Origin of the sequence: Sphingomonas sp. JC676 (assembly GCF_014489075.1) — a bacterium.
Taxonomy (GTDB): domain Bacteria; phylum Pseudomonadota; class Alphaproteobacteria; order Sphingomonadales; family Sphingomonadaceae; genus Sphingomonas.
This window is the reverse complement of sequence record NZ_JACTGR010000007.1, coordinates 125,202-147,478: the sequence shown is the minus strand read 5'-3', so window position 1 is coordinate 147,478 and position 22,277 is coordinate 125,202. Positions and strand designations below refer to the sequence as shown.

General features: G+C 65.5%; 26 protein-coding genes. 15 read left to right on the top strand and 11 right to left on the bottom strand.

The window, feature by feature from the left end:
• Position 1 precedes the first annotated feature (1 nt).
• Both IAG41_RS21140 and IAG41_RS21135 read left to right on the top strand, forming a co-directional pair.
• Entirely contained in the window at positions 2-508 is a 507-nt protein-coding gene (locus IAG41_RS21140) for a thioredoxin family protein (RefSeq protein ID WP_187730673.1), read from the top strand.
• Positions 496-693 carry a DUF1289 domain-containing protein gene (locus IAG41_RS21135; RefSeq protein ID WP_187730672.1) on the top strand — a complete coding sequence of 66 codons (198 nt, stop codon included), beginning with the start codon at positions 496-498 and terminating at the stop codon, positions 691-693. Before IAG41_RS21140 ends, IAG41_RS21135 begins: the two co-directional genes overlap by 13 nt.
• Positions 694-804: 111 nt before the next feature.
• On the opposite strand, the gene IAG41_RS21130 is transcribed toward IAG41_RS21135, so the two are convergent.
• From IAG41_RS21130 to IAG41_RS21120, 3 genes are all read right to left on the bottom strand, one after another.
• Positions 805-1,431, bottom strand: coding sequence for a glutathione S-transferase family protein (locus tag IAG41_RS21130; protein WP_187730671.1), 627 nt, complete (start codon positions 1,429-1,431; stop codon positions 805-807).
• A 27-nt stretch (positions 1,432-1,458) separates the two neighbouring features.
• The gene (locus IAG41_RS21125; protein WP_187730670.1) at positions 1,459-2,304 is read right to left on the bottom strand and encodes a dienelactone hydrolase family protein; all 846 of its coding nucleotides are present in this window, start codon (positions 2,302-2,304) and stop codon (positions 1,459-1,461) included.
• Between the two features lie 84 nt (positions 2,305-2,388).
• A complete protein-coding gene (locus tag IAG41_RS21120; protein ID WP_187730669.1) occupies positions 2,389-3,069 on the bottom strand; it encodes a winged helix-turn-helix transcriptional regulator in 681 nt (226 codons plus the stop codon).
• 124 nt (positions 3,070-3,193) lie between these two features.
• Between IAG41_RS21120 and IAG41_RS21115 the strand changes: the two genes are divergently transcribed.
• Entirely contained in the window at positions 3,194-4,339 is a 1,146-nt protein-coding gene (locus IAG41_RS21115) for an acyl-CoA dehydrogenase family protein (protein WP_222950804.1), read from the top strand.
• Between the two features lie 50 nt (positions 4,340-4,389).
• On the opposite strand, the gene IAG41_RS21110 is transcribed toward IAG41_RS21115, so the two are convergent.
• The 4 genes from IAG41_RS21110 to IAG41_RS21095 all read right to left on the bottom strand — a co-directional run bounded on the left by IAG41_RS21110 (position 4,390) and on the right by IAG41_RS21095 (position 7,833).
• On the bottom strand, positions 4,390-5,073 hold the full coding sequence (locus IAG41_RS21110) for a DUF1013 domain-containing protein (protein ID WP_187730667.1): 684 nt from the start codon (positions 5,071-5,073) through the stop codon (positions 4,390-4,392).
• Positions 5,074-5,189: 116 nt separating this feature from the next.
• The gene (locus IAG41_RS21105; RefSeq protein ID WP_187730666.1) at positions 5,190-6,212 is read right to left on the bottom strand and encodes a glycosyltransferase family 4 protein; all 1,023 of its coding nucleotides are present in this window, start codon (positions 6,210-6,212) and stop codon (positions 5,190-5,192) included.
• Between the two features lie 23 nt (positions 6,213-6,235).
• Entirely contained in the window at positions 6,236-7,114 is an 879-nt protein-coding gene (locus IAG41_RS21100) for a UDP-2,3-diacylglucosamine diphosphatase (RefSeq protein ID WP_187730665.1), read from the bottom strand.
• A 101-nt stretch (positions 7,115-7,215) separates the two neighbouring features.
• Positions 7,216-7,833, bottom strand: coding sequence for a glutathione S-transferase family protein (locus IAG41_RS21095; RefSeq protein WP_187730664.1), 618 nt, complete (start codon positions 7,831-7,833; stop codon positions 7,216-7,218).
• Positions 7,834-8,066: 233 nt separating this feature from the next.
• On the opposite strand from IAG41_RS21095, the gene IAG41_RS21090 reads away from it, so the two are divergent.
• Entirely contained in the window at positions 8,067-8,498 is a 432-nt protein-coding gene (locus tag IAG41_RS21090; RefSeq protein ID WP_187730663.1) for a hemerythrin domain-containing protein, read from the top strand.
• Here the strand turns inward: IAG41_RS21090 and IAG41_RS21085 are convergent, their stop codons facing one another.
• Positions 8,499-9,509 (bottom strand): NAD(P)H-quinone oxidoreductase, encoded by a 1,011-nt coding sequence (locus IAG41_RS21085; protein WP_187730662.1) that lies wholly within the window; start codon positions 9,507-9,509, stop codon positions 8,499-8,501. It abuts the gene before it with no gap.
• A gap of 77 nt (positions 9,510-9,586) precedes the next feature.
• Between IAG41_RS21085 and IAG41_RS21080 the strand changes: the two genes are divergently transcribed.
• On the top strand, positions 9,587-9,784 hold the full coding sequence (locus IAG41_RS21080) for a DUF1192 domain-containing protein (RefSeq protein ID WP_187730661.1): 198 nt from the start codon (positions 9,587-9,589) through the stop codon (positions 9,782-9,784).
• Between the two features lie 138 nt (positions 9,785-9,922).
• Positions 9,923-12,247, top strand: coding sequence for an ATP-dependent Clp protease ATP-binding subunit ClpA (gene clpA, locus IAG41_RS21075; RefSeq protein WP_187730660.1), 2,325 nt, complete (start codon positions 9,923-9,925; stop codon positions 12,245-12,247).
• 58 nt (positions 12,248-12,305) lie between these two features.
• Here the strand turns inward: clpA and IAG41_RS21070 are convergent, their stop codons facing one another.
• Positions 12,306-12,752, bottom strand: coding sequence for a UrcA family protein (locus tag IAG41_RS21070; RefSeq protein WP_187730659.1), 447 nt, complete (start codon positions 12,750-12,752; stop codon positions 12,306-12,308).
• Between the two features lie 168 nt (positions 12,753-12,920).
• Here IAG41_RS21070 and IAG41_RS21065 point away from each other — a divergent pair, with 168 nt between their 5' ends.
• Both IAG41_RS21065 and IAG41_RS21060 read left to right on the top strand, forming a co-directional pair.
• Positions 12,921-13,151 (top strand): hypothetical protein, encoded by a 231-nt coding sequence (locus IAG41_RS21065; RefSeq protein ID WP_187730658.1) that lies wholly within the window; start codon positions 12,921-12,923, stop codon positions 13,149-13,151.
• A gap of 82 nt (positions 13,152-13,233) precedes the next feature.
• Positions 13,234-13,434, top strand: a complete 201-nt coding sequence (locus tag IAG41_RS21060; RefSeq protein WP_187730657.1) for a hypothetical protein — start codon at positions 13,234-13,236, stop codon at positions 13,432-13,434.
• On the opposite strand, the gene IAG41_RS21055 is transcribed toward IAG41_RS21060, so the two are convergent.
• Positions 13,405-14,622, bottom strand: coding sequence for a DUF418 domain-containing protein (locus IAG41_RS21055; RefSeq protein ID WP_187730656.1), 1,218 nt, complete (start codon positions 14,620-14,622; stop codon positions 13,405-13,407). The two genes, IAG41_RS21060 and IAG41_RS21055, sit on opposite strands and share 30 nt — an antisense overlap.
• Positions 14,623-14,858: 236 nt before the next feature.
• Between IAG41_RS21055 and IAG41_RS21050 the strand changes: the two genes are divergently transcribed.
• Genes IAG41_RS21050 through IAG41_RS21035 form a run of 4 tightly spaced genes read left to right on the top strand, consistent with a single transcriptional unit; the run spans position 14,859 to position 18,813 of the window.
• Positions 14,859-16,427 (top strand): diguanylate cyclase, encoded by a 1,569-nt coding sequence (locus IAG41_RS21050; protein WP_316251198.1) that lies wholly within the window; start codon positions 14,859-14,861, stop codon positions 16,425-16,427.
• Between the two features lie 56 nt (positions 16,428-16,483).
• Positions 16,484-16,690 (top strand): hypothetical protein, encoded by a 207-nt coding sequence (locus IAG41_RS21045; RefSeq protein WP_187730654.1) that lies wholly within the window; start codon positions 16,484-16,486, stop codon positions 16,688-16,690.
• A 52-nt stretch (positions 16,691-16,742) separates the two neighbouring features.
• Entirely contained in the window at positions 16,743-18,422 is a 1,680-nt protein-coding gene (locus IAG41_RS21040) for a long-chain-fatty-acid--CoA ligase (RefSeq protein WP_187730653.1), read from the top strand.
• 19 nt (positions 18,423-18,441) lie between these two features.
• Positions 18,442-18,813 carry a plastocyanin/azurin family copper-binding protein gene (locus IAG41_RS21035; RefSeq protein ID WP_187730652.1) on the top strand — a complete coding sequence of 124 codons (372 nt, stop codon included), beginning with the start codon at positions 18,442-18,444 and terminating at the stop codon, positions 18,811-18,813.
• A gap of 120 nt (positions 18,814-18,933) precedes the next feature.
• On the opposite strand, the gene IAG41_RS21030 is transcribed toward IAG41_RS21035, so the two are convergent.
• Positions 18,934-20,313: an NAD-dependent succinate-semialdehyde dehydrogenase gene (locus tag IAG41_RS21030; protein WP_187730651.1), complete on the bottom strand. Its 1,380-nt coding sequence runs from the start codon at positions 20,311-20,313 to the stop codon at positions 18,934-18,936.
• 214 nt (positions 20,314-20,527) lie between these two features.
• On the opposite strand from IAG41_RS21030, the gene IAG41_RS21025 reads away from it, so the two are divergent.
• From IAG41_RS21025 to coaD, 3 genes are read left to right on the top strand one after another with little or no spacing between them, the layout of a single operon-like run.
• On the top strand, positions 20,528-20,773 hold the full coding sequence (locus IAG41_RS21025) for an exodeoxyribonuclease VII small subunit (RefSeq protein ID WP_187730650.1): 246 nt from the start codon (positions 20,528-20,530) through the stop codon (positions 20,771-20,773).
• Between the two features lies 1 nt (position 20,774).
• On the top strand, positions 20,775-21,683 hold the full coding sequence (locus IAG41_RS21020; RefSeq protein ID WP_262408819.1) for a farnesyl diphosphate synthase: 909 nt from the start codon (positions 20,775-20,777) through the stop codon (positions 21,681-21,683).
• A gap of 11 nt (positions 21,684-21,694) precedes the next feature.
• The gene (gene coaD, locus IAG41_RS21015) at positions 21,695-22,204 is read left to right on the top strand and encodes a pantetheine-phosphate adenylyltransferase (protein WP_187730648.1); all 510 of its coding nucleotides are present in this window, start codon (positions 21,695-21,697) and stop codon (positions 22,202-22,204) included.
• Positions 22,205-22,277 lie beyond the last annotated feature (73 nt).

Here is a 22,277-nt window from a genome sequence, read left to right as displayed (position 1 = left end):
CATGCGTCGGGGGGCGCTGGTCGCGGCGCTGGTGGTGGCGGTCCCGGCGCTCGCCGCACCGTCCGGCACGGCGCCGCGGCTCGGCGCGCAATCGCTGCTTCAACTGCCCCGGCCGCTGCCCTCGCCCTATGATTCGCGTGCCGATGCGGCGAGGGATTTCGAAGCGGCACTGGCGCGTGCGAAGAAGTCGGGCAAGCCGGTGGTGGTCGATTTCGGCGCCAATTGGTGCTTCGAATGCCGGGTGTTCGCCGGCGTGCTCGCGCTCCCCGACATGCGGCGCTACGTGGCGCGCAATTTCGAGCTAGTGATAGTGGATATCGGGCGGTTCGACCGCAATCTCGACATCGCCGCCCGCTACGGCGCGAAAGTGCGCGCAGTGCCGGCGGTGCTTGTCGTGGATGCGCGAAGCAGCAAGGCGCGTAACCCGCGAACCCTATGGCTTGCCGACAGCGTGCCGAGCCACAAGCCCCAGGAAATGGCCGACTGGCTGGCAAAATGGGCGAATTGAGCGGCGAACGCCGAATCCCCTCGCCCTGCACCAATGTCTGTGTGCTCGATCACACTACCGGCTGGTGCCGGGGCTGCGGCCGGACGATCGACGAAATCACCCGCTGGGGCAATGTGGACACTGCTGACCGCGCCGCAGTGGTGGCCGCGCTTCCCGAGCGGATGCGCAAGCTCGCCGGGCTTTAAATTGTGCTCCTGCGAAAGCAGGAGCCCAGAGTCGCGATCGGATCGCCTGTGATCCTGTGCTCCTGCTTTCGCAGGAGCACAGCCATCCGATCAGGACAGTCTCTAGAGGCCTCAGGCCGGCGCCCGCTCCGCTACCAGCGCATCGTCGAGCTGCGCCGCGCGCCGGAAGGCATCGCGGCCGCTCAGCCGGGCAAAATAGTCCGTAAAGGGCTGGCGCTTGGGCAAGGTGCCGAACATCGTGCCCCAGCCAACCGCCGAGCCGACATAGACGTCCGCAGCGGTGAAGCGGCTGCCTGCGATATAGGGATTGGCGCTTACCGCCGCTTCGAGCACGTCGACGGTGAGATCGTAATTGCCATAGCCGAACATCCGGCCCTGTTCGGGCTTGGGCACGAACTGCGCGGCATGATTGGTCACCGCCTGCTCGACCGGGCCGGCGGCGAAGAACAGCCAGCGGTAATAATTCGCGCGCTCCTCGGGCAGCGGCGCGAGGCCGGCATCCGGAAACGCCTCGGCCAGATAGGCGCAGATCGCGGCGCATTCGGTGACGGTCTGGCCGTTGTGAACGATCGCGGGCACCTTCCCCATCGGATTGATCGTCAGATAATCCTCGCCCTTCATCGTCGTGCCGTAATCGACCACCTCGGTCTCGTACGGCGCGCCGGTTTCCTCGAGCATCCAGCGGACGATGCGCCCGCGCGACTGGGGATTGGTGTAGAAAACCAGTTCGTCGGCCATGACAGTCTCTCCCAAAGTCAATGATGGTCAGAGCGTGGCGAAGGTAGCGAGCAGCCTGTCCCAGGCACGGTTGGCCTGGTCGGGATTGTAGACCTGGCTGTCCGGCGGGCACCAGCCATGCATGGTACCCTTATAGACTTCGATCTCGGCGGGCTGGCTGTTCGCCGCAAAGGCCGCCTTGAGCTTGTCCTTGTCGCCAGGCGCGCGCGCATCGTCATTCTCGGCGATCGCGATCAGCCAGCGCGCCTTCATCTGCGGCACCAGCGCGATCAGTCCGTCGGCCGCGAGCCCGCCGCCATGGAAGGTCGCGCCGCCATGGACGCGCGCAGGCGCCGCGGCGGCGGTGTACATGACCATCGGGCCGCCCATGCAATAGCCGGTGCTGCCGATGCCGCGCTTCCTGTCGACTTCCTTTTGGCTGTCGACCCAGGTGACGAACGCCTTGGCGTCGCGCGTCGTGGCATCGGGGGTGAGCAGTTCGCGCCACGGCCCGACCTTGCCTCTGAGCCAGTCGTCGAAGCCCTGGCCGGGCGTGACGAAGGGCGACTTGGTCGAGCGGTAGAACTGGTTGACGGTGAGCACCGCATAGCCAGACTGCGCGAGCCGATCGGCCATCTGGCGGAAGGCGGGGCGCAGGCCGAGGATATCGGGCCAGACGATCACGGCGGGATGCTTGCCGGTGGCGGGCGCGACGAAATAGGCGTCGCAGGTGCCGTCCGGGGTGGCAATGGTGATCTCGCGGCCCTTGATCTCGGCCGCGTTGGCGGGGACCGGCAGCAGCACCGCCATGCCCGCCGCCGCGGCGCCCGCGCCGAACGCGCGGCGGGTCATCAGGAAGCGGTCATTGTCGGCGGCGGTCAGCTCGTCACACATGGGTTTCTCCACGCTTTCGCAGGCGCCCCGGGGGTCCGATTCGCCGGCGCAGGCTAACCCCAAAGCCCTGCCCGCGCCACGCCGTCACGCGACCAATCTGGCGTGCTTCGCGAAAGGGCTGAGCCCCAGCCAGCGCTGCATCTGATCGGCAATGCGCGGATCGCCGGTGACGATCAGCTTCTGACGATCGATTGCATGTCGGACCGTCTCATAGCCCATCCAGACCGCCGTCATCGCGCGCAGATCGGCCGAGACATAGAGATCGACGTCGAAGCCCGGATCGATCGAGCAAAGGTCCACGCCCTGGTTCGGATCGACCAGGAGCCACCAGCGGCGGCGCGCATCGGGCAGTTCGGGATAGGCGATCTGGATCACGGTGCGCGCCGCGGGCAGCGGCGTGGGATCGAGGTTGCGGCGCATGTCCCACATCAGCAGCTGGGCATCGAGATGTTCGAGCGACAGGTCGCTCTCCACCCAGCGCTGCCCCCAGATGCCGAATGCCTCGATGATCGGCTGCAGCTCCAATCCGGCCTCGGTGAGCCGATATTCCTGCGACGCCTCGCGGCGCACGATCCCGGCGCATTCGAGCTCCTTCAGCCGCTGGGAGAGCAAGGCAGGCGACATGCGCGGAACGCCGCGGCGCAGATCGTTGAAGCGAGTCGAGCCCGCGAACATCTCGCGCAGCAGCACGATCGTCCAGCGGGTACACAATATCTCCGCCGCCATCGCCACGGGGCAGAATTGCTTGTAGCTGCCTTGGGTCATCTTCACTCCTATGAAGATGCTACAGCCTAGTTCAGTATCTGTATCAGGCAAGTTCAGTTTCTGAACTGGAAGCGCCGGTGCAAAATCGGAGATTGGATCCGCCGAAGCAATAGCGGAGAGTATGATGCTTACGACCGAGAACACTGAGAACAATGTCCTGGCGCGCGATTGGATCGCGAAGGCGCAAGCCATCGCCGCCAAGATCGCACCGATCGCGGATCTGCACGATGCAGACGAAAGCTTTGTTTCAGAAGGATTCGAATGCCTGAAGGCAGCCGGATTCTTCAAGGCGCTGGTGCCCGCCGAGCTGGGTGGCGGCGGAGCGGACGTTGCCGAGATCTTCAGCGCGATCCGCGTGCTGGGCGCCGCCTGCGGATCGACCGCGCTCGCCTTCTCGATGCACACCCACCTCGTCGCCGCGGCGACATGGCGGCGCGAGCATCAGAATGCGCCGACCGAAGGGCTGCTCCGCCGAGTCGCGGCCGAGGATCTGATCCTCGTCTCGAGCGGCGGATCGGACTGGCTGGACAGCGCCGGCACCGCCGAGAAGGTCGAGGGCGGCTTCCGCATCACCGCGCGCAAGGCCTTCTCCAGCGGCTGCCAGATGGGCGACCTGCTGATGACCAGCGCGATCTATGATGATCCCGATGCGGGGCCGACGGTGCTGCATTTCGGCGTGCCGCTGCGCGCCGAAGGCGTGACGATCAACGAAACCTGGCACGTGCTGGGGATGCGCGGCACCGGATCGCAGGACGTCGTCCTCGACCGGGTGTTCGTCGCCGATGCGGGGATCGCCGGCCGGCGGCCGCAGGGCAAGTGGCACATGCTGTTCCATGTCATCAGCAAGATCGCCTTCGCCTCGATCTATGCGGCCTATGTGGGCGTGGCCGACGGGGCCCGGCAAAGGGCGCTGGAGATCGCGTGCGGGCGCAAGCCGAACGCCGATCTGATCCGGCTGGTGGGCGAGATGGAGAATGCCCATGCGCGGGCAGAGATGGCGTTCCGCGAGCTGGTGTCGATCGCGATGACCGCCGAGCCCGGACCCGAGACGACCAGCCGCGCGATGATCCGCCGGACGCTGATCGCCCAGGCGGCGATCGAGACGGTAGAAAAGGCGATGGAAGTCGCCGGCGGCGCGGCCTTTTATCGCAAGACCGGGCTGGAGCGGGCATTCCGCGACGTGCAGGGCGCGCGCTGCCATCCGCTGCAGGAAGGGCCGCAGCTCGCGCTGGCGGGCCGCGTCGCGCTGGGCCTCGATATCGACGCTTGAGGTTTCCGGCCGTCACGCCAGGCCCTGGCCAGGCGTGACGGCAACCGGGATCAGTTGCTGCGGAAGAGGTTCTCGGCGGTGCGCTCGACCGGCGCTGCGTCTTCGCCGCTCTCCGCCAGGTCGGCCGCATGCGCCGCGGCCTGGCGCTGGGCGCGCAGTTCGGTGATCAGCGCCTCGCGATCGCCCTCGAGACGGTTGTCAACGGGCGCCTCGATGCCGGCGGCCTTGGCGGCCTTGGCGACGAGCGCGTCGAGCTCACGCTGGGTGGTGAGACCGAGCGTCACCGGATCCTTGGGCGTGATGTTGGCGATGTTCCAATGGCTGCGGTCGCGGATCGCCGAGATGGTGGTGCGCGTGGTGCCGATCAGCTTGCCGATCGCGCCGTCCGAGACTTCCGGATGGTGACGCAGGATCCAGGCGATGCCGTCGGGCTTGTCCTGGCGCTTCGAGACCGGCGTGTAGCGCGGCCCCTTGGTGCGGCGGACCTGCTCGGGGCCCTTGCTCATCTTGAGGCGATAGTCGGGGTCCTTCTGACCCTTCTCGATCTCGTCCATCGTGAGCTCATGGGCGCGAACGGGGTCGCGGCCGGTGAGCTTGGTGGCGGCGGTATCATCGGCGATCGCCTGGACCTCGAGGATGTGAAGGCCGCAAAAATCGGCGATCTGCTCGAAGGTGAGCGAAGTCTGCTCGACCAGCCAGGAAGCGGTCGCATGCGGCATCAGCGGCTGGGCCACGATATTCTCCAGAAACAATAAGGGCCGCCCTTCACGGGCGGCCGTAACCGGTATGACTTACTGCGAGATGCGGCTCGGAGCAAGCATAACGATCCTCAGCATGACGCTAAGGCTTGTCAGGCCGCCGCCTTCTCCCCGCCCATCGGCACCAGGGCATTGAGGAACTGGCGCGCGCTGGCCTCCCAGGTGAAGGTGCGGCCATATTCGGCGCACCGCGCGCGGTCCCTGGTCAGCGCCTCACCGATCGCCGCGGTCAGATCATCGCTCATCGCGCCGGTCTCGGGCGTCAGGACGTCGACCGGGCCGGTGACCGGATAGGCCGCGACTGGCGTGCCGCAGGCCAGCGCCTCGATCATCACGAGCCCGAACGTGTCGGTCCGGCTGGGGAAGACGAACACATCGGCGGCGGCATAGGCCGCGGCGAGATCGTGCCCGAAGAGCGGGCCGAGAAACTTCGCCTCGGGATAGCGCGCCTCGAGCGTGGTGCGGGCGGGGCCGTCACCGACCACGACCTTGGTGCCCGGATGATCGGTCTTCAGGAAGGCCTCGAGATTCTTCTCGACCGCGACCCGACCGACATAGAGCTGCACCGGCCCTTTCAGCTCGGCCATCGCCGGCAGCGGATCGAGCCCGGGATGGAAATTGGCGAGATCGACACCGCGGCCCCAGTGGCGGACCTGCTTGAGGCCGTGCGCGACCAGCGATTCGCGGATCGAGGGCGTCGAGGCGAGGATCGACGCGCTTGGCGCGTGGAACCAGCGGATATAACGCCAGATCCATTCGGCCGGGACGCCCGAGCGCGCCGAGACATAGTCAGGGAACTGGGTGTGATAGGCCGTGGTGAACGGCCGCCCCCGCCTGAGGCACCAGCGCCGTGCGGCGACGCAGAGCGGGCCTTCGGTGGCGAGATGGATCGCGCTCGCGCCGAACTCGTCGATCATCGCGCCGACGCGATTGACCGTGGTGAGCGCCAGCCGGATCTCGGGATAGGTCGGGCACGGGAACGAGTAGAACAGGTCCGGCGAAATCACGAGCACCTTGTGGCCCTGTGCCTCCAGCACCCGGCGAACCGATTGGAGCGTGCGGACGACTCCGTTCACCTGGGGCTCCCAGGCATCGGTTACGATTGCGATACGCACGGTCTCGGCCCCTGCCGCTGCCGTCACGCCGCCGCCAGTCTGACCTCGGACGCTTCGCCGCTTTCGCGTGCTGCCATCTCCTCGGCCCAGTGGAGAATTTCCATGGTACCGTCGTAGTGCTCGACGAGCGCGGTGCAACCCTCCACCCAATCGCCGTCGTTATAATATTCCACGCCCTGGATCGTGCGCATCTCCGCTTTGTGGATGTGACCCGCGATCACGCCGTCGATTCCGCGGGCGCCGGCTTCATGCGCGACGATCTCTTCGAACTTGGAAATGAAGGACACGGCGTTCTTGACCTTCTGCTTGGCGTATTTGCTGAGCGACCAGTAGGGCAGTCCGAACGCACGGCGGGCCATGTTGAGCCAGCGGTTGAGCGCCATCATCATTTCGTAGGCATAGTCGCCCAGATGCGCGAGCCAGCGGTGCGACATGGTGATCGCGTCGAACTCGTCGCCGTGCAGGACGAGCAGGCGGCGGCCATCGGCGGTGGTGTGGATCGCCTGGCGCTTGATCTTCACGCCGCCGAAATCGAGGCCGCTGAACTGGCGGAACATCTCGTCGTGATTGCCGGGGATGTAGACGATCTGGGTGCCGCGCTTGGCGCGCTTGAGCACGCGCCAGACGATGTCGTTGTGCGTCGCGGGCCAGTAGAAGCGCTTCTTCATCGCCCAGCCGTCGATGATGTCGCCGACCAGATACATGGTGTCGCTGTCGACATGATCGAGGAAGTCGATCAGCATCTCGGCATTGCAGCCGCGCGTGCCGAGATGGACGTCGGAGATCCAGATCGTGCGATATTTCCGGCGCTGCGTGATCGCGCGCTCCGGAATCGACGGAGTGGATGCGTGGAAGTCCGCGAGTTGCGCCGTATCGAACGGAAGCCTGGTGATCGTGGCCATCGGCCCATTTCCCCGTGCATTGCCCTTGCCCGGGTCCGCCCTATGGCCACACTATGTTACATTTGGAATCGTTCGGCTTTCATCTAGTTGTCATAGTTCACTTATTCGGTGATCGCGATATGCGCGGGATGTGCCGCGACGCGGGCGAGCCAGGCGCGGACATTGGGGTAACGCTGCAAATCGAAGCCGCCCTCTTCGGCGACGTGGGTATAGGCGTAGAGCGCGATGTCGGCGAGCGTCAGGCGGTCGAGCACGAAATAGGCCCGGCCCTCCAGATGCTCGTCCATCAGCGCGAGCGCGGCCTCGCCGGCGGCGACGCGCCCGGGCAACTGCGCGCGCTGCATCTCGGTGAGATTGTCGAAGCCGATAAACGCCTGCCAGAAGCGCATCGTCGCGACATTGGGCTCGTGGTTATACTGTTCCCAGAACATCCAGCGCAGCATGTCCGCCTGCTCGAAGCGATCGGCGGGGATCAGGTGGCTGCCATGCGCGAGATAGAAGATCGCGGCGTTGCTTTCGGGCAGGAAATCATCGCCGGTCTGGAGCACCGGGATGCGGCCGTTCGCATTGACCTCGCCCAGGAACTGCGCGGTCCGCGTTTCGCCCTTCATGATGTCGTATTCGCGCCGCTCGAGCGGAATGCCGACATGCGCCGCAGTCAGGCGGATCTTGTAGCAGTTTCCCGAGCGGGCATATTCGTGAAGGACGAAGGGCCCCATAATGTGCTCCCATTTCCAATGGTCGCCGCCCTTCTCGCGCTTCGAAGGGCGACGTCAAACAAATAGGCGCCGGGATGCGATAAACGGGGCTTATCTGGACGATCCTCGCTTTTCGCTCCCGCGAATATGCTGCGCAGCGTGCATCCCGGTTAACGGCGGCGACACCAATGAAGTGAGCAGCGAAATCCGTAGCGGCAGCAATCCCTTCTACAATTGAAGGAAGGGAGTGTACCATGTCTTTGACCGTGCTGTGCGACGGGCACCGCGAACTGCTTCGCCTGATGAACGATGTGATCGATGCGGCCGGGCATACCGGCGCCACCGAAGAGATCGCCCAGGCGCGCCGCACGATGGCGCAGGCGGCAGCCCGGCACCTCGCCAAGAAGAACATGCTGGTGATCGCGCCGCTCAGCCGGAGCCCCTGCCCCGAACATCGCGAGCTGGCACGCCGGCTGACCGACGAGACCCTCGCCACTCGCCAGGCCGCCATCGAGCATTACGGCATCTGGACCCTCGCGACGATCGAGGCCGATCCGCGCGAATTCCGCATGACCGTGCGCGGCCTGCTGCGATCGCTGGAGAAGCGATTCCAATATGAGGAGGAGGCGGTCTTCCCCAAGGTGATCGAGGCGATGCAGGCAGTGGCCGCGCAGCGGGCCGCCTGATCAGTCGGCGGCCGCGCCGATCGTCAGCACGATCTTGCCGACATGCTCGCCCGATTCCATCCGCGCATGCGCCTCGGCGGCGCGAGCGAACGGATAGGTCGAATCGATCACCGGCCTGAGGCGTCCCTCGACGACATGCGGCCAGACGATACGGTGGAGCTCGTCGGCGACCAGCGACTTGAACGCGGTGTCGCGCGGGCGCAGCGTCGATCCGGTCAGAGTCAGCCGGCGGCGCATGATCTCGAAGATCGGGATCGTCGCCATCACGCCGCCCTGCACCGCGATCGAGACGTGGCGGCCGTCATCAGCCAGGCACTGGAGGTTGCGCGGGACATAGTCGCCGCCGACCATGTCGAGGACGATGTTGACGCCCTTGCCGCCAGTGATCTCGCGCACCCGCGCGACGAAATCCTCGGTCTTGTAGTTGATCGCGTGATCGGCGCCGACGCGGCGCGCGGCTTCGCATTTCTCGTCCGAGCCGGCAGTGACGAGGATCGTCAGCCCGAACAGGTTGGCCAGCGCGATCGCCATAGTCCCGATGCCGCTGGTGCCGCCATGGACCAGGATCGTCTCGCCTTCCACGGCGTAAGCGCGCTCGAAGACGTTGGTCCACACGGTGAACAGCGTCTCGGGCATCGCCGCGGCCTCGACCATCGACAGAGCGGGCGGCACGGGCAGGCACTGGCCGGCGGGCGCCACGGCATATTCGGCATAGGCCCCGCCCGAGATCAGCGCGCAGACCTGCTGGCCGAGCATCTCGCGCGCCACGCCCTCCCCCACGCCGACAATCGTGCCGGAAATCTCCATGCCCAGGATCGACGGCGCGCCCGGCGGCGGCGGATAGAGCCCCTGGCGCTGCAACACTTCGGGCCGATTGACCCCGGCGGCAGCGACTCGCACCAGCACCTCGCCCGCGCCGGGACTCGGCACGGGACGTTCGACGGGCACCAGCACTTCTGGACCGCCCGGCGCATCGGGATCGATGGCCAGCATCACTTCGGGAGCGATCATCCGTGCGTTGCTTTCAGATTAAGGATAAACCCAAGGCCTTATTGACATCACCCCGGCCAGGGTCAACGTTTCGCCACATGGACGCCGACGAAAATCTTCCGCGTCGCAAGGACGATCTTGTCGTCCAGCTGGCGAAGCAGGATCTCGATCCCTATTCGGTCGAGGAGCTCGAAGAGCGAATCGCGCTCCTCGAGGCCGAGATCGCACGGAGCCGGACGAAGATTCAGCGTGCCATTAATCATCGCGCAAGCGCAGACGCTATATTTAAGAGATGAGCGCGACTGCACCGGACAAGGGGCGATACGCCGCTGAATTCCGGTGCCGGGTCGCAGCGCTTGATGCGGAGCCCAACTCTCCCGACATAGGGGAAGACGGGCCGCGTATCCTTTCGGCCCGACTGGAGTTGTAACCGAATGCCTAGTTTCGCCTCCGCCCTGGAATCGACCCTGCACAAGGCACTGGAGGCTGCGTCCTCTCGCCGCCATGAATATGCGACGCTCGAACATCTGCTGCTGGCGCTCGTCGATGACGAGCACGCCTCCAAGGTGATGAGTGCCTGCGGCGTCGATCTGGGCGACCTCAAGAATACCGTCGCGCAATATCTCGACACCGAGCTCGAGGCGCTGAAGGTCGAGAACGCGACCGACCCCTCGCCCACCAGCGGCTTCCAGCGCGTCGTCCAGCGCGCGATCCTCCACGTCCAGTCCTCGGGCCGCGACGAAGTGACCGGCGCAAACGTGCTCGTCGCCTTGTTCAGCGAGCGCGAGAGCTATGCCGTCTATTTCCTGCAGCAGCAGGACATGAGCCGCCTCGACGCGGTCAGCTTCATCAGCCACGGCGTCGGCAAGGGTTCGACGCCGACCGAAGCCTCGACTCCCAAGGGCGCGGACGAGGACAAGGCGGCCAAGCAGGAGACCAAGGGCGGCAAGGGCGAAAGCGCGCTCAAGCAGTTCACCGTCGACCTCAACGAGAAGGCCAAGAACGGTAAGGTCGATCCGCTGATCGGGCGCTCGGCCGAGGTCGACCGTACGGTCCAGATCCTGTGCCGCCGCAGCAAGAACAACCCGCTTTATGTGGGCGATCCCGGCGTCGGCAAGACCGCGATCGCCGAGGGCCTGGCGCGCAAGATCATCGAGGGCGACGTGCCCGAGGTGCTCAAGGAAGCCGTGATCTATTCGCTCGACATGGGCGCGCTGCTCGCCGGCACGCGCTATCGCGGCGATTTCGAGGAGCGGCTGAAGCAGGTCGTCAACGAGCTCGAGAAGCTGCCGCACGCGATCCTGTTCATCGACGAGATCCACACGGTGATCGGCGCGGGCGCGACCAGCGGCGGCGCGATGGACGCGTCGAACTTGCTCAAGCCGGCGCTTTCGGGCGGCACGATCCGCTGCATCGGATCGACCACCTACAAGGAATTCCGCAACCATTTCGAGAAGGACCGGGCGCTGCTCCGGCGCTTCCAGAAGATCGACGTCAACGAGCCGACAATCGAGGACACGATCAAGATCATCACGGGATTGCGGACGGCGTTCGAAGGCCATCACCACGTCAAGTACACGCCCGACGCGATCAAGTCGGCGGTGGAGCTGAGTGCGCGCTACATCAACGACCGCAAGCTGCCCGACAAGGCGATCGACGTCATCGACGAGGTCGGCGCGATGCAGATGCTGGTGCCGCCGAGCAAGCGCAAGAAGGTGATCACCGTCAAGGAGATCGAACAGGTGATCGCCACCATGGCGCGCATCCCTCCGAAATCGGTCTCGACCGACGACACCAAGGCGCTGGCTAACCTGACCACCGACCTGAAGCGGGTCGTGTTTGGCCAGGACAAAGCGATCGAGGTGTTGAGCTCGGCGATCAAGCTGAGCCGGGCGGGCCTGCGCGATCCCGACAAGCCGATCGGCAATTATCTGTTCAGCGGCCCCACCGGCGTCGGCAAGACCGAAGTCGCGCGGCAGCTGGCGGACATTCTGGGCATTCCGCTCCAGCGCTTCGACATGTCTGAATATATGGAGCGGCACTCGGTCTCCCGCCTGATTGGCGCGCCTCCGGGCTATGTCGGCTATGACCAGGGCGGTCTTCTGACCGACGCCGTCGACCAGCAGCCGCACTCGGTGCTCCTGCTCGACGAGATCGAGAAGGCGCATCCGGACCTGTTCAACATCCTTCTCCAGGTGATGGACAACGGCAAGCTGACCGACCACCACGGCAAGACGGTCGATTTCAGGAACACGATCCTGATCATGACCACCAATGCCGGCGCGTCCGACATGGCGCGCGAATCGATCGGCTTCGGCGAGAGCAGCCGCGAGGACGTGCAGGAAGAGGCGGTGAAGAAGCTCTTCACCCCGGAATTCCGCAACCGCCTCGATGCGATCGTGCCGTTCGATTACCTGCCGAGCGAGGTCGTCGCGCGGGTGGTGGAGAAGTTCATCCTCCAGCTCGAGCTGCAGCTCGCCGATCGCGGCGTGCACATCCAGCTCGACGACGAGTCGAAGAAGTGGCTCACCGAGCGCGGCTATGACAAGCTCTATGGCGCGCGGCCGATGGGCCGCCTGATCCAGGAGAAGGTCAAGCAGCCGCTCGCCGAGGAGCTGCTGTTCGGCAAGCTCGTCCATGGCGGCGAAGTCACCGTCAAGCTGAAGGACAATGCCCTGGCCTTCGAGGTCACCCCGGCGGCGCCCAAGAAGCCCCGCAAGGGCGGCGGCAAGAAGACCGAGGCGGTGAAGGCGAAGTAAGCCTCACCTCAGCCAATGCGATACGGGCCGGGATGCATAATCCCGGCCCGTTTTCGTATCAGTAGCGCCGATAGACCGGTGGCGGCCCGTAGACGATCGTCACGATGACCGCGGCCATTGCCGGCGGTGCCGGTGCCAGTGCCGGTGCGTAGTCGACTGGCCGAGGCGGTGGCGCGCAACTCCGGCCGCCGCAGGACATCAGCTCGGCCGCATGTTCGTCGGCCATGCGGCGCATCCATTCGTCATGGCTCACCACCCAGGCAACCTGACCCTCGGTGCTCGCCCAGGCTTCGTCCTGGCACTCGCGGTCGCTGCCGCAGACGCGACGTACCGCACGACCGATCCGGCGCGAGAGTTCGTCCACGCCCGCATCGGTGGACAGGTCCAGCGCGGACGAATCGACGGTGATCGAGCGGGTTTCGCGGTCGCGCCAATCCTCGGCACGTGCGGCGGGCGAAAGCAGCGCGCCGGCGGCGCAGGCGGCGAGAAACAGACCCCTTGTCATCGAAGCGCCTCCCTGTAGCCGCCCCTGCATAACACACGAAGCAGGCGAGTGTGCCGGAAGTTATATTCGTCGCAACTCTGTCGCTCGGTCGCACGACGATAGTTCCCGCGAAGATCGGGAGTAGGTCGCGTGCAGCAAAGGGCTCGACCCCGAACTGGAGAGACCGAGATGACCGTCAATCGCAGAGTGCTGATCGGCAGCGCAGGCATCGCGCTTACTATGATTGCCGCGACGACCGCCGGCATCGCCCAGAACGGCAATACGGTGCCGGAAGAGTACCGTTATGTGGACATCGGCGCGATCGCGGGAGTGACGGGCCAGGACGGGCAACTGGAAAAGAAGTGCAAGCCCAAGGGCACGCCTCTCGAGCGGACGATTTTGGGCAACAGGGCCTGCTAAGCGCGGTTCGCGCCTCTCCCGTGCGGGGAGACGCCCGCTGCTCGCCGGCCCCCTGTGCCCCACCAACAAGTGGAAGAGCAGTATGAAACCGCGTATCATGAGACTGGCAGCCATAAGCGCGATTTTCGTCGCGCTCATGGCCTGTGCCGCGCCCGATCGCCGGGCGGGAATCTCGCTCGACATGCACCGGATGGGCGACGCGACGCCGCGCCATTTCGAAGCCGAGATCGACTTCGGCGTCGTCGCTTTGTCGCTACGCCTGCGCTGGAGCGCCCATGCCTGAGACCCGCCGGCGGAACGGCACGTCGCTGCTCCAATAGGTGAGCGCGCGCCACACCCATTCGATCGGGCCATATTGGAAGCGCGTCAGCCAGGCCGCGGCGAACCACATCTGGAAGGCGATAGCGGCCAGCGCGACGAACAGCCGCGTTGCCTGGCTCCAATCGTCCCACAGCCCCAGGCCGAAGCCGTAGAAGACCGGCACGAAGATCGCCGACTGGGCGATGTAGAAGGTCAGCGTCAGCCGCCCGGCGGGGGCAAATGGCTGGACGAGCCAGCGCAGCCGGCTCTCGTACAGTGCCATGAGTAGCAGCGCCCAGGATGCGGTGCCCGCCAGATCGAGCCAGCTTCCGGTCAGCGTCCAGAAGGCGCGCTCGGCCGCGGGGCCATAGCCCAGGGTCGCGAAGGCGAGGCGCAGCGGCTCGCGGCCGAAATGGAGCGCCACTGCTACAACCAAAGCGATCGCCAGCGCGATCGCCCGCTGCCGCCGGAACTCGCGCAGCCGGCCGAAAAAGCCGATCCGTCCCAGCACCATGCCGAGCAGGAACAGGCCGAGGATCTGCACCAGCCGGCCATATTCGATAAAGAACCAGTATTTGGGCACCTGACCCGCCCACAGATTGACCTCGAGCGCCTGCAGCCAGGTGCCGGAGAGGTAGATCGGCATGCCGGGGTCGCTCGAAGACATCGCGGCGCCGTTTGCCCAATCCGCACCCGAGGCGGCGGCGATCATCTGCACGATCAGCGACGGGCCGGCGAAGCAGAAGATCGCCGCACCGATCAGCATGCGATTGCTGCGGACGCGGTGCGCGAGGAGCAGCAACAGGCCCATCGCGGCAAGCGTCTGGATGATGTCGCCGCGATAGATCAGCGAATGGAGGAAGCCGATGGCTTCGAGGATCAGCAGCCTCCAGGCGAAGCGCGCGGAAAAATCTGTGCCGCGCTTGGCGGCGCGATCCATCAGAATGAAGAAGCTGAAGCCAAAGCAAAGCGCGAGCAGCGAGAAGCTTTTGCCCATCAGCAGCAGGAATACTGTGTCGGCGATCAGGCCCGGCTTCGGACTGACCCAGTAAAGCTCATAGCTTTCGATCATATGGACGAGGAACAGCCCCATCAGCGCGAAGCCGCGCAGCACGTCGACAACCTGGAGGCGCGTATCCTGATCGCGCGGCTGAATTTCTGTTTCTATCATTCCAAACCTTAAACGCTGCGCCGGCTCCTCGGGATGCATCGGCGCAGACGGAATCAAATTTCATCTGCCTCGCGAGACATTTACGTCTTGTTTGTCATAGCGCGCGTACCGACGGCACCATGGTGAACGTCCGGCTCAAACGCATCCTGCTAGCAGCGATTAGCCTCGTCCTGATGGCTGGCGCATTGCCGGCGCATGCCCAAGCAGGGATCGCGGGTCAACCATTGGACGTGTGCGTGCTCCGCGATACGGGCCAGAACGTCGCCGAACTGATCCATCATCCCGAGCAATTCGATTGCACCACGACCCAGTACAAGCTTGGGCGGGGCAGCTATTGGGCGATAACCCGCGATATCGGCCAAGCCTCGACCGCGAGCAATCCGCTCGTGCTGCGCTTCGCCAGCCTGTGGCAGGGATCGCTCGCATTTCACTTGCTCTATGCCGATGGCAGCATCCGGTCCTCGGTCACCGATCGGCGCGGAATCACGCCGCTGATCCAGTTGGGCGCGATCGCCGAACAGCCCATCCCCGTCGCCCAAGCGCCCGCGGTGCGAGCGCTCTGGCACGTCGAGGATGCGGCGAATGCCCGCGGCATCATGATGGGCGTGCTGGTTTCAACCGCGCATGAAAGCGCGACCGCCAACATGGCGATGGCGGCGCTCTATGCCGGTTTCGGCGGCATGTGCCTGGCGCTGATCGTCTACAATTTCGCTTTGTGGTGCGCGATGCGGCACCGGTTCCAGCTCCATTATTGCGCGCTGCTCGCTGCGATGATGGCCTATACACTCAGTTCCTCCGGCGCGCTCGCCTGGCTCGCGCCCGAGATCGCCAACAACGATCGGCTGCGGCTCAACTATCTCTTCCTTGGCCTGGCGGGCGGCGCCGTCGCGATGTTCACGCGCAGCTTCTTCGAGGAGCGCGTGCTCTCGCCCTGGCTCGACCGGATCACCCGCGCGATTGCGGCGATGGTGCCCGTGGCGGGCATCATCGTCTTCCTGTTCGGTGCGATCAATCTGCGGCTGGTGGACTTTCTCTACACCTGCACGATCATGGGGCTGATCGCGATCGTCGTGCCCACTTTGTGGCAGGCATGGACCCGCCGCTCCCATTTCCTGTGGCTGTTCAGCATCGCCTGGAGCGCACCGATCGCGCTGGCGGTACTGCGGATCCTCGCCAATCTCCACATGATCGGCTGGAACTTCTGGCTCGACAATTCGACCGTCGTCTCGATGATGTTCGAGGCGCTGACATCCGCGCTGGCGGTCGCATACCGCATCAAGTTCCTGCGCGAGGAACGCGACGAGGCGATCACCCGCGAAGTGCTGACGCGTCGGCTGGCCGACACCGATCCGCTGACCGGGCTGCTCAATCGGCGCGCCTTCCTCGACCAGGCGATCGGGCGCAGCGGCCCGCAGCAGCTGCTGATCGCCGATCTCGACCATTTCAAGCGCGTCAACGAGACGCTGGGGCATGACGGCGGCGACGAAGTGCTGCGCAATTTCGCGCGGATGCTGCGGAGCGTGGTTCCCGCGACCGCTTTGGTCGCGCGCCTCGGCGGCGAGGAGTTCGCGATCCTGACCAATGCCGGCGAACCGGTAGAGCCCAATTCCGTGCTCACCAAGCTCAGGTCAGCGCGCATGCCGTTCGACCTGAAGGTCACTGCGAGCATCGGCGTATCCAGCGGCCCGCTGACCAGCGATGTCGACTGGAAGCTGCTCTATCGCGGCGCCGATTCGGCGCTGTTCGAGGCGAAGTCGGCGGGGCGCGACCGCGCACGCGAAACCGGCCGCCGCGCCGCCGCCTGATCCGCTTGCGGCGCTGCTGGGCCGGTCGTATAGCCCAGCCATCGAGGAGACGTGGTATGATCGGGCGCAAGCGCAGGATCGTGATGGCCGGAACGGCGGCGCTGATGCTGCTGGCAATGGCCGCACAGCATCCTCGCGCCAATATCGAGATATTGACGCACCAGGCGGGCGATCTTTCGCCACAGAAGCTGCAGGCCGTGATCGATACCGGCGTGTTCGCGGTTTCCGTGTTGGTCACGTGGAGCCGGCATTTCGCCCAATGATTTCGCCGGGTGACGGTTGCTTCGTTTCGAGGGCTTGCTTACACTCGTGTCAATGATTGATCCCGAGCACGCCTGGCGCACCGCGTTTCGTCATCCGGGCGAATGGGACCAGACCTTCCCGCCCCTCTCGATGGTCGATCTGTTCGAGAACAGCGCGCGGGCGCATCCCGATGCGCCCTTGCTCGATTTCCTGGGCCGTAAATACAGCTATGGCGAGACGATGGACGGCGCCAATCGGGTGGCGTGCGGACTGAAAACATTGGGTTATGGCCCGGGCGACCGGATCGGGCTCTTCCTGCCCAACGTGCCGCACTATGTCGCGGCCTATTACGGCATCCTCAAGCTCGGCGCGACGGTGGTCAATTTCTCGCCGCTCTACACGGTCGACGAGCTATCCGGGCAGGTGGCCGATTCGGGAACCAAATTGCTCTTCACCCTCTCGGCCGCGGCGCTGCTGCCGACTGCGCTGGCGGTGCTCGAGAAGAGCCATCTCGAGCGGCTGGTGGTGGGATCGGTGGCAGGCGCGCTGCCGGGCGCCAAGTCACTCTTCTACCGGCTGTTTCGCGGCAAGGAGGTGGCGCAGCGGCCGCACGACCGGCGCATTCTCGCCTTCTCGAAGCTGATCGCCAATGCGGGCTTGTGCGAGACGCCCCCGATCGATCCCGAGCAGGATCTGGCGCTGATCCAATATACCGGCGGCACCACCGGCACGCCCAAGGGCGCGATGCTCACGCACCAGAACCTTTCGGCCAATGCCCGCCAGGTGGCACTGCTCGATCCCGATATGGGCAAGGTGACCGACCGCATCCTAGGCGTGCTCCCCTTCTTTCATGTCTTCGCCAATACCTGCGTGCTTAACCGCACCGTGGCGACCGGGGGCGAGATCGTCATGCTGCCGCGTTTCAACGCCAAGCAGGCGCTGGCCGAGCTCCGCCGCACCCAGCCGCGCGCGATGCCCGGCGTGCCGACCATGTATCAGGCGATGCTCGACGCACCGGGGATGAAGCCGAGCGATTTCAGCTCGCTACGCTTCTGCATCTCGGGCGGCGCGCCGCTGCCGCAGCAGCTCAAGGAAAACTGGGAATCGATCACCGGCGCCCGCGTGATCGAGGGCTATGGGCTTTCGGAGAGTTCGGGCGTGGTTTCGACCAATCCTTATCAGGGGCTCAACAAGCCCGGCACGATCGGCCAGCCGATCGCGGGCACGCGCGTTCGGCTGGTCGACAAGGAAGACCCGACGCGGCCGCCGCCCGAGGGGGAGCCTGGCGAGATCGTGGTCTCGGGTCCGCAGATCATGAAGGGCTATTGGAACCGGCCGGATGCCGATGCGACGATCTTCGTCGACGGGCATTGGCTGCGCACCGGCGATGTCGGGACGATCGACGAGGACGGCTATATCCGCATCGTCGATCGGCTGAAGGACATGATCGCCGTCGGCGGCTTCAAGGTGTTCCCGAGCCAGATCGAAGCGGTGCTCTACGCGAACTCCGCCGTGAAGGAGGCGCTCGTACTGGGCCTGCCTGACGCCTATCACGGTGAACTTCCGCACGCTTATGTGACACTAAACGAAGGTGCGGAGACGACGGGCGAGGAACTTGCCCGCTGGCTCAACGCTAGAATCGGAAAGCATGAGCGGGTGGCCGAGGTGGTCGTGCGCGATTCGCTGCCCAAGACCATGATCGGCAAGTTGAGCCGCAAGGATCTGCTGCGGGAGATTCAGGGCGGGGGCTGAGCCACGACGGAGTATCGCAATGTCCCTGTTTCGCCTCGCTTTTCCCATCGCCGCATTTGCGCTTACCGCTTCCGCCCAGCCGCAGCGGATCGACGTCCAGCTCTCCAACTTCAAAATCACGCCCACGACGATCACGCTGACCCATGGCCAGCCTTATGTGCTGCATTTGTCGAGCAGCGGCGGACACAGCTTCGCCGCGAAGGCATTCTTCGCCGCCGCGACGATGCCGGCGGCCGACCGCGCGAAGATCCAGGGCGGCAGCATCGAACTGGAGGGCGGCGAGAGCGTCGATATCCACCTGACCGCGCCCGCCGCGGGCAGCTACGAAACGCATTGCACCCACTTCATGCACTCGACCTTCGGGATGACGGGCAGGATCGTGGTGAAGTGAGCAAATATAAGCCCCTCCCCTTCCGGGGAGGGGGAAGGAGTGGGGTGGTGTCTCACCGAGACCGAAACCGCGAAGACTCCTCCACCCCAACCCCTCCTCCAAAGAGGAGGACTAAAAGGCTCAATCCCCCGCCATGCCCTCGCCGTACATCACGGCCTTGAGGTTCATGAACTCGTGCATGCCCCAGGGCCCAAGCTCGCGGCCATGCCCCGATAGCTTGACGCCGCCGAACGGTGCCTCGGGCGTCGAGGCGAGCAGCGCGTTGACCGCGGTCATGCCGGCCTCGATGTCGCGGGCGAAGCGCTCGATCTCGGCTTCGTCGTTGGTCCACACCGCCGAGCCCAGGCCATAAGGCACGTCGTTCGCCAGCGTGATTGCCGCGTCGATATCCGCCACCTTGTAGACCGCCGCGACGGGGCCGAAGATCTCCTCCTTGGCGACAGGGCTCTCGGGATCGAGATCGGTGAGCACGCCCGGCGTCATCCACGCGCCCTCGCGATCGACCTTCTCGGCGCCGAAGTGCAAAGTCGCGCCGGCGACCTTGGCACGCTCGACCTGCTCCAGCACGGTGTCGCGCTGCTGGACGCTGGAGAGCGGACCCATGCCGGTGTCCTTGGCCATCGGATCGCCGATCTTCACGGCCTTCATCCCCGCCTCGAACCGCTCCATGAAGGCGTCGTAGACATCGGCATGGACGATCATCCTTTTGGCGCAGATGCAGCTCTGCCCGGCATTCTGGATGCGGGCGGTGACGGCGGTCTTCGCAGCGAGATCGAGATCGGCGGAGGGCATGACAATGAGCGGATCCGATCCGCCCAGCTCGAGCACGACCTTCTTGAGCGCCCTGCCCGCTGCCTGCGCCACCTTGGCGCCGGCGCCTTCGCTGCCCGTCAGGGTCACCGCGACGACGCGCTTGTCGGCGATGATGTCCGAGACCTTGTCGGACTTGATCGCGAGGTTCTGGAACAGCCCGTCGGGCGCGCCGGCGGCGCTAACCAATTGCTGCATCAGCGCGCCGCAGCCCTGGACGCTGGATGCGTGCTTCAACAGCGCGACATTGCCCGCCATGAGCGTGGGGGCGAGGAAGCGCACCACCTGCCAATAGGGGAAGTTCCACGGCATCACCGCGAGCACCGGCCCCATCGGCAGCCAGCGCGCGACCGCATGACCGCCCGCGGTCTTGACCGTCGTCGGCTCCAGATAGGCGGGGCCGTTGGCGGCGTAGTGGCGGAAGCCGGCGATGCATTTCTCGACCTCGGCAATCGCGGAGACGAGCGTCTTGCCCATCTCGCGCACCGCGGTTTCGGCAAGGTGCTGCTTGTTCGCCTCCCATTGATCGGCGATCGCCGAAAGCAGTTTGGTGCGCTGGTCGAGGCTCGAATTGCGCCAGGCCTTGAACGCGGTCGCCGCGCGGGTGAGCGCCAGCTCGATCTCGTCGGCGGTGAGTTCGGGGATGCCCTCCGCCGCTTCGCCGGTTGCCGGGTTGATGCTGGTGAACATGGGCCTCTCCTTGGAATCCTGGCCCCAAACTAGGAACTCCCCTCCATGAAAGGGAGGGGTTGGGGTGGGTTTAGCGACGGTCGGGGCTCGATGCCCCGGCCGTCGCTGTTTAGGGATGGCGCAGGAGGCTCGCATTCGCTCGCCACCCATCCACTACCCCTCCCTTCCAGGGAGGGGAGTTGATTGTCCCACACCCGTGCCGCATAGCGCGGGCATGGCAGAAGAAGCGGATATCGAGGCCCTTTCGTTCGAGGATGCCCTCAAGGAGCTCGAGCGGATCGTCGGCCGGCTGGAAAGCGGCGAAGCGCAATTGCAGGAGGCGATCGACCTTTACGAGCGCGGCGACCGGTTGCGCCGCCAATGCGCCGCCCGTCTGGACGCGGCGCAGGCACGGATCGAGGCGATCCGCACCGATGCCGAAGGGCGCGCCGCTGGCACCGCCCCCTTCGCCGCGGTCTGAGTTGGTCAGCGTGCCGCACGCTTCGATCGCGCTGCAGGCAGCGCTCAACGAAGTATCGACCGAGATCGACCGGCAGTTCGACAAGCTGCTCGTCGTGCCGGCCGATCCGCGTGCGGGACTCTATCAGGCGATGCGGCACGCCGCGATCGGCGGCGGCAAAAGGCTGCGGCCGCTGCTCGTCTTCGCGACCGCCCGACTGTTCGGCGTCGATCGCAACGTCACCGCCCGCGCCGCCACCGCGCTTGAATGCATCCATGTCTATTCGCTGGTCCATGACGATCTGCCGGCGATGGACGATGACGATATGCGCCGCGGCAAGCCGACCGTGCACAAGGCGTTCGACGAAGCGACCGCGGTGCTGGCCGGCGATTGCCTGCATGCGCTGGCGTTCGAGATCCTGGCGTCCGAGGCGACGCATGCCGATCCGTTCGTTCGGATCGAGCTGACCGGCGAGCTGGCGCGCGCCGCCGGTCCCGCCGGCATGGCGGGCGGCCAGATGATGGACCTGGAGGCGGAGAAGACGAGCTTCGACCTGCCGACCGTCACACGGCTCCAGGCGATGAAGACCGGCGCGCTGATCAGTTGTGCGGTCGAGTTCGGCGCGATCCTCGGCCGCGTGCCGCCCGAGGGCCGCACCGGCCTGCGCGGCTATGCGCGCGACGTGGGCCTCGCCTTCCAGATCGCCGACGACATCCTCGACGCCGAGGGCGACGAGGCGCTGGCCGGCAAGAAGCTGCGCAAGGACGGGGATGCGGGCAAGGAAACCTTCCTCACCCTGCTCGGCCTCGACCGCGCGCGCGCGCAGGCGCGAATGCTGATCGAGCAGGCCGTGTCGCACCTCCACGCTTATGGCCCCGAGGCCGACCTGCTGCGCGACATCGCGCGCTTCACTTTGGAACGCGACCGCTAGGAGGCTCGCTCATGATCACCCGCACCGGCGTCTATCCCGGCACCTTCGATCCGATCACGCGCGGCCATATGGACATCATCCGGCGCGGCGCGAAGCTGGTCGACCGGCTGGTGATCGGCGTGACCACCAACCCTTCCAAATCGCCGATGTTCACGATCGAGGAGCGGTTGGCGATGGTGAAGCGGGAAACCGCCGACATCGACGGCGAGATCCTGGTCGTCAGCTTCGATTCGCTGCTGATGGACTTTGCCGAGCGCGAGCATGCCGGGCTGATCATCCGCGGCCTGCGCGCCGTGGCGGACTTCGAGTATGAATATCAGATGGCGGGAATGAACCAGCAGCTGAACAGCCGGATCGAGACGGTCTTCCTGATGGCCGACGTCTCGCTCCAGCCGATCGCGAGTCGGCTGGTGAAAGAAATCGCGCTCTATGGCGGCAAGATCGGCAAGTTCGTATCACCCGCGGTGGAGGCCGATGTCTCGCGCCGCGTCTATGAGATCGGCCGCAAGGGCAGTGCCTGAACGGTCGGTGAGTCGCGGGCTTTGCGGCGCAGGCCGATTGCTCTAGACCGCCGCGCTTAGTTGCAAGCGAGTG